The organism is Azohydromonas sp. (assembly GCF_035325925.1).
Lineage (GTDB): Bacteria > Pseudomonadota > Gammaproteobacteria > Burkholderiales > Burkholderiaceae_C > Calidifontimicrobium.
Genome location: NZ_DAOKZA010000029.1, coordinates 42930 through 49310 on the forward strand (window position 1 = coordinate 42930; position 6381 = coordinate 49310).

Consider the following 6381-nt stretch of genomic DNA (forward strand, 5'->3'; position numbering starts at 1 on the left):
GCGACAGCGCTGACACGGCGCGCCGCCGACGCGGGCACCCGCGCTGCCCGCGCCACGCCGGCGCGGCCGCCGGCACACTGGCGCCCGAACCCGCGACGCCCCCGATGCCCCTGTTCGCCTTCGACAACACCTACGCCCGCGAGCTGCCGGGCGCCTACGTCGCGTGGCCCCCGGCCGCGACACCGGCACCGAAGCTGCTGTTCGTCAACCGGATACTCGCCGCCGAGCTCGGCATCGACGCCGCGGCGCTCGACGGCCCGGAGGCCGCCGCCGTGTTCGCCGGCAACACGGTCCCGCCCGGCGCCGAGCCGATCGCCCAGGCCTATGCCGGCCACCAGTTCGGCGGCTTCTCGCCGCAGCTCGGCGACGGACGCGCGCTGCTGCTCGGCGAGGTCGTCGACCGCCACGGCAGGCGGCGAGACGTCGCGCTCAAGGGATCGGGACGCACGCCGTTCTCGCGCGGCGGCGACGGCAAGGCGGCGGTCGGCCCGATGTTGCGCGAAGTGATCATCGGCGAGGCGATGCACGCGCTGGGCATCCCGACCACGCGGGCGCTGGCAGTGGTCGCCACCGGTGAGGCCGTGGTTCGCGAGCGGCCGCTGCCGGGCGCGGTGCTCACGCGCGTGGCCGCGAGCCACCTGCGCGTCGGCACGTTCCAGTTCTTCGCCGCGCAAGGCGACCTGGAGACACTGCGCCGGGTGGTCGACTACGCGATCGCACGCCACGACCCGGCGCTGGCGCAGGCGCCTCAGCGCCACTTCGCGCTGCTGCGCGCCGTTGCCGAACGGCAGGCGGCCCTGGTCGCGCAGTGGATGAACGTCGGCTTCATCCACGGGGTGATGAACACCGACAACATGACGATCTCGGGCGAGACCATCGACTACGGCCCCTGCGCCTTCGTCGAGGCCTACGACCCGGCGGCCGTGTTCAGCAGCATCGACCACGGCGGGCGCTACGCCTTCGGCAACCAGCCGCAAATCGCGCGCTGGAACCTGGCGCGGCTGGCCGAAACGCTGCTGCCGCTGGTCGCCGCCCCCGACGACGAGGCGGCGATCCGCGACGCCGTCGCGCGCGCCACCGAGGTGATCGACGCGTTCCCAGGCCTGTACCGCGCCGCGCTGCTGGCCGGTCAGCGCACCAAGCTCGGGCTGCACCACGCCAGCCGCGAGCTCGACGCGGCCGACGCCGCGCTGGTCGACGACTGGCTGGCCCTGCTGCAGCGCGGACGGGTCGACTTCACGCTCGCCTGGCGCCGCCTGGCCGATGCCGCCGCCGGCGACGACGCGCCGCTGCGCGCGCTGTTCGGCGACGTCGACCCGCTCGTCGCCTGGCTGGCGCGCTGGCGTGCGCGCTGCGACGCCGACGACGCCGCAGCGACGCACGACCCCGCCGCCGGGCCCCTTGCGCGCGCCGAGCGCATGCGCAGCGTCAACCCGCTCGTGATCCCGCGCAATCACCGCGTCGAGCAGGCGCTGGCGGCGGTGTCCGACGACGGTGACCTCGGCCCGTTCGAGCGCCTGCTCGGCGCGGTGCGCCGCCCGTTCGACGACGAAGCCGCGCAGGCGCCGTACGCCGAGCCGGCGCCCGCGGCGGTGACCGCGGCGTACAAGACCTACTGCGGCACCTGAGCACGGCGGGGCAGCGCGCCGACGCCCCGGGCATACGCACCCGGCGCGCGTCGCCGCCGGCCGGCCGCGCGCTGCGGCGGTGCCGCGTCGCCGCGCTCAGCAGCCGTACGGACCGGGCACGTAGGGCTCGTCGCCCGAAGCTTGCGTCGTGCGACGCGCGTCGCGTGCACGGTCGGCACGATCGACGAGGTGCTGCGCGACGACGTTGCCGGCGGCGGCGACCTGGCGCAGCCAGGCCTCGGCGCGCAACGCGTCGTGTAGCGTCGACGTGCCGTACAGCAACTGCGCCACCGCCAGGAGATCGGCGCGCTCGGCGCTCCACGCAGGCGCGGACACGGCGATCAGGGCACAGGCGAGGGCGGCACGGTAACGAGAGTGGGCCATGGAAACCTCCTGGGTTGGCGCAGACCACCCACGATGGACGGTGGCTCCCAGGAGAACGAGATCGACGGTCCGAACCGGACATCGACGCCGCAGGGCAGCTACCTCGGTGGCCGGGCCGCCGCGCCGCCGGCAGCCACGCGCGCCGCCTGGCGCATCCGCTCGGCCTGCGCCAGTGCGTCGCGACCCGCGTCGGTGTCACCGAGCGCCAGCCGGGCTCGGCCGAGCAGTTCCCAGCGGTCGGCCTCGTCGGGCCCGTGCGCGCCGCCGTCGCCCGGCGCGCGCGTCCACCGGCCCATCTGGTCGAGCGCGGCGCGGGCGTCGCCGCGCTCCAGCGCCAGCCGGGCGAGCTCGGTACGCACGGTGTCGCGGCGCGGGCCGTGCACCGCCGTCGCGGGCAGGGCCGCGAGCGCCTCGTCCTGCAGCGCGCCCGCCTCGTCCAGACGGCCCTGCAGCCGCCGCACGACGCCGGCCGCGTGCAGCCCGCGGTAGCGCGCCACCGGCGGCGCCGCGCGGTAGGCGGTCAGGTTCGGCGCCAGCGCCCGCCAGGCCTCGTCCAGGCGGCCGAGCAGCGCCAGCGCGGCGGCGTGAGCGGCCAGCACGTCGAGCGTCTGCGGGTGTTGCGGCCCGCGCAGTCGCTCCATGCCGTGCAACGCGCGCTCGATCTGGCGCAGCGCCTCGTCGCTGCGGCGCAGCGCCAGCAGCGTGCGTGCGTGGCGGTCGCGCGCGGCCACCGCGGTGAAAGAGTCGTCGACGGTCTCGCTGTGCAGGATCTCCAGCGCGAGTGCCGCCGCGGCCTCGGCCGGCACCGGCCGACCGAGTTCGAGCTCGAAGCGCGCGACGTCGGCGGCGACGAACGCAGCCATGTGGGCCCGCCGGCCCAGCCGTGCCTGCACTTCGGCCAACACGTTGCGCAGCTCGTCGACGGCGTCGCGGTAGCGCCCGACGTTGCCCAGCCCGCGACCGACCATGTAGCGCGCGTCCAGGACGCGGGCATGCGCGTCGGAGCCGTGGATGCGCTGCAGGCGGTCGCGCGCCTGCACCGCGAGGTCCAGCGCGGCTTGCATGTCGGTGCCGTAACCCGCCGCGGTGGCCAGCAGCAGCGCGGCGGTGCCGCTGTGCGGGTGCATCTCGCCGAGTTCGGCGACGGCCAGGTCTAGCGCCTCGCGCGCGGCGGCGGTGGCGTCGGGGATGCGACCCTGGTCGAGCGCGAGGTGAGCGGCGGCCGCGAGCGCGCGGCGCAGGTGCTCGGGGGCGGCGCCGCGGCGCGCGCGCAGTGCAGGCAGCAGCGAGTCGAGCTCGACCTGGATCTCGTCGGAGCGACCGCGGAAACGATGCACCGCCAGCATCGTGATGCGCGCGCGCAGCGTCAACGGATGCCACTCGCCGAGCGTGCGCCGGCCCTCGTCGATCGCCTGCTGCAGCACGGCCTCGGCACGCTCGAAGCGGCTCAGGCCCACCAAGGTGCCGCCCACCATCTCGAGCAGCTCGACACGCGTGGCGGCGTCGGTGCCGGCCACCCGCGCCGGGTCGCGCAGCCGCGCCTCGGCCGTCTCGAGCAGTCCCTCGACCGTCGGCTCGCGACTGGTCGTGCTGAACGGATCGACGTCGGCGAACAGCCCGGTGACGAACGCCTTCACCGACTCGGCGCGGCGCTGCTCGGCCTGCGCGACGCGCGCCTGCCACAGTGCACCGACCAGACCGATCGCGAGCGCGGCGACCACCGCCGAGCCGGCACCGACGGCGAGGCGGTGCCGCCGCACGAAGGTGCGCACGCGGTAGCCGACGCGGTCGGGCTGCGCCAGCACCGGGCGCCGGTCGAGGTGGCGCTGCACGTCGTCGGCCAGCGCCGCGACGGTGGGGTAGCGTTGCGCCGGGTCGCACTTGAGTGCCTTGAGCACGATGGTGTCGAGGTCGCCGCGCAGCGCACGGCGACGCTCGCGCGGCGCCACGGCGCTGGGGCGCGGCACGTCGGCGCGCACGATCGCGTCCTCCAGCGCGGCGTGCGTCGGGCGGTCGAGCCGGTACGGGCGCCTGTCGGTGAGCAGCTCGAACAGCACCACACCGAGCGAGTAGACGTCGCTGGGGGTGCCCAGCGGCCGACCGAGGATCTGCTCGGGGCTGGCGTAGTCGGGCGTCAGCGCGCGACCGGCCTCGCGCGTCAGCGCCGTCTCCTGCGTCTGACCCTCGGCCAGCAACTTGGCCACGCCGAAGTCCAGCAGCTTCACGTCGCCGGCGTCGGTGACGAGGATGTTGGCCGGCTTGAGGTCGCGGTGCAGCACGAGGTGAGCGTGCGCGTGCGCCACCGCGCGCGCGGCGTCCAGGAACAGCCGCAGCCGCTGCGACACCGCGAGCTGGCGCTTGCGGCAATGGGCGTCGATGCGCTCGCCGGCGACGTATTCGAGCGCCAGCCACGGCTGCCCGGCGGCGGTGACGCCGGCGTCGTACAAGCGCGCAATGTGCGGGTGCTCCAGCGTCGCGAGGATCTCGCGCTCGCGCGCCAGCCGCTCGGCCAGCCCGGCGCGCCGCCATGCGCCGTGGGGCAGCTTCAGCGCCACCTGCCGGCGCTGCAGGAGGTCGATGCGCTCGGCCAGCCACACGCTGCCCATGCCCCCGCTGCCCAGTTCGCGCACCAGCCGGTAGGGACCGACCGCGGCGCCGGGCTGCTCGGTGGCGTCGCCGTCGGGCGGCGCGTCGAGCGCCGGCAGCGTGTCGAACGCGTGCAGGGGGGTCGACACCCCGTCGCCGCCGTCCCCGCCGCCGGCGTGCGCGAGCAGCGCCTGCAGGCGCGGCCGCAGTGCGGCGTCGCGCGGATCGAGCCTGCCGAGCCACTCGACACGCTGCGCCGGCGGCAGCGCCAGCGCCTCGTCGAGCAGCGCGCGCAGACGGGCCCAGTCGGAAGGATCGAGGCGGAACGGTTCGTCCACGGCGGCGCGGCGGGGCTCGGTGCGTGCCGGGAGCCGCGGCGCTACCTCAACGCCTCGGCCAGGAACAGGCGCGCCTGCACCCAGTCGCGGCGCACGGTGCGGTCGGTCACCCCGAGCGCGGTGGCGATCTCGGTGTCGCTCATACCCGCGAAGTAGCGCATCTCCACGACCTGCGCCATGCGCGGGTCGACTCCGCCCATCGCGTCGAGCGCCTCGTGCACCCGCAGGATGTGTTCCTCCTGCGCAGGCAGCGCGTCGGCGACGTCGCCGGTGAGCGTGAGCAGCGCGAGGTCGCCGCCGGCGCGCTCGGTCTGCCGCTGGCGCACCATGTCGACGATGATCGATCGCATCGCCCGGCCCGCGTAGGCGAGGAATCGCGCGCGGTCTGGAAAGGCGACGCCGCTGTGCCGGCTGAGCTTGAGGTACACCTCGTGCACGAGCGCGGTGGTGTCGAGCACGGTGTTGCGCCCGCCGCGGTACAGGCGCGCGCGCGCCAGCCGGCGCAGTTCCTGGTAGGCCGCGGCGAACGCCTGCGGCAGCTCGAGCGGTGCGTCGTCGCCGGCTTCCATGGATGCACACCCCGGTGGAATAGGCGCGGCCGATTGTGCCAAGCCCGCCCGCGGTGCGGGCGGACAAAGGCGAAACCGGCGCTCGTGGCGCCGGTCAGAGGGTGGGTGGCGGCGGCCATGGCGGCGCGCCGCGCCGGCGATCAGCTCGCGGCGTCGCCGGCCTTGTCCTCGGCGGCCACCGGCTCCGGTCGGTCGACGAGTTCGACGAAGGCCATCGGTGCGTTGTCGCCGACGCGGAAACCCATCTTCAGGATGCGCGTGTAGCCGCCCGGACGCGCCTGGTAGCGCGGCCCGAGCTCGGCGAACAGCTTGGTGACGACGTCGCGGTCGCGCAGGCGCGAGAACGCCAGGCGCCGGTTCGCCAGTGTGGGCTGCTTGCCCAGCGTGATCAGCGGCTCGACGACGCGCCGCAGTTCCTTTGCCTTGGGCAGCGTGGTCTTGATCGCCTCGTGCTGCAGCAGCGAGACGCACATGTTGCGCAGCATCGCCTGGCGATGCTCGCTGGTGCGGTTGAGTTTGCGAAGTCCGTGACGGTGGCGCATGGTGCTTTCCTTTCCTTATCGAACCCCGGCCGGATCAGGTACCGGGGCTTGCACGTCAGCTACTGATTCGAGCAGACGCCGGGGTTCCGGCTCTGCCGGCCCTGCAGCGTCGCCCCCCCCTCGAAGGCCGCGCGGGGGGGGGGGCGTCGTTACCTCTTGTCCAGGCCCTGCGGCGGCCAATTCTCCAGCCGCGAGCCCAGCGTGAGCCCGCGCGAGGCCAGCACTTCCTTGATCTCGTTGAGCGATTTGCGCCCCAGGTTAGGCGTCTTCAGCAGCTCGGTCTCGGTGCGCTGGATCAGGTCGCCGATGTAGTAGATGTTCTCGGCCTTCAGGC

At 74.9% G+C, this 6381-nt stretch carries 6 protein-coding genes; 1 reads left to right on the plus strand and 5 read right to left on the minus strand.

The window, feature by feature from the left end; genetic code table 11:
• The first annotated feature begins 104 nt into the window (after nucleotides 1–104).
• Entirely contained in the window at nucleotides 105–1628 is a 1524-nt protein-coding gene (locus PKC53_RS12045; protein WP_324428865.1) for a protein adenylyltransferase SelO family protein, read from the plus strand.
• A gap of 96 nt (nucleotides 1629–1724) precedes the next feature.
• Here PKC53_RS12045 and PKC53_RS12050 read toward each other — a convergent pair whose 3' ends face one another.
• The 5 genes from PKC53_RS12050 to PKC53_RS12070 all read right to left on the minus strand — a co-directional run.
• Nucleotides 1725–2012 (minus strand): hypothetical protein, encoded by a 288-nt coding sequence (locus PKC53_RS12050; protein ID WP_324428867.1) that lies wholly within the window; start codon nucleotides 2010–2012, stop codon nucleotides 1725–1727.
• A 98-nt stretch (nucleotides 2013–2110) separates the two neighbouring features.
• The gene (locus PKC53_RS12055; RefSeq protein ID WP_324428869.1) at nucleotides 2111–4936 is read right to left on the minus strand and encodes a serine/threonine-protein kinase; all 2826 of its coding nucleotides are present in this window, start codon (nucleotides 4934–4936) and stop codon (nucleotides 2111–2113) included.
• Between the two features lie 41 nt (nucleotides 4937–4977).
• Nucleotides 4978–5505 carry an ECF-type sigma factor gene (locus PKC53_RS12060; protein WP_324428871.1) on the minus strand — a complete coding sequence of 176 codons (528 nt, stop codon included), beginning with the start codon at nucleotides 5503–5505 and terminating at the stop codon, nucleotides 4978–4980.
• A 140-nt stretch (nucleotides 5506–5645) separates the two neighbouring features.
• Entirely contained in the window at nucleotides 5646–6047 is a 402-nt protein-coding gene (rplQ, locus tag PKC53_RS12065; protein ID WP_324428873.1) for a 50S ribosomal protein L17, read from the minus strand.
• A 149-nt stretch (nucleotides 6048–6196) separates the two neighbouring features.
• Nucleotides 6197–6381, minus strand: a 185-nt coding sequence (locus PKC53_RS12070) for a DNA-directed RNA polymerase subunit alpha C-terminal domain-containing protein (RefSeq protein WP_324428875.1), incomplete at its 5' end; no start/stop codon positions are given.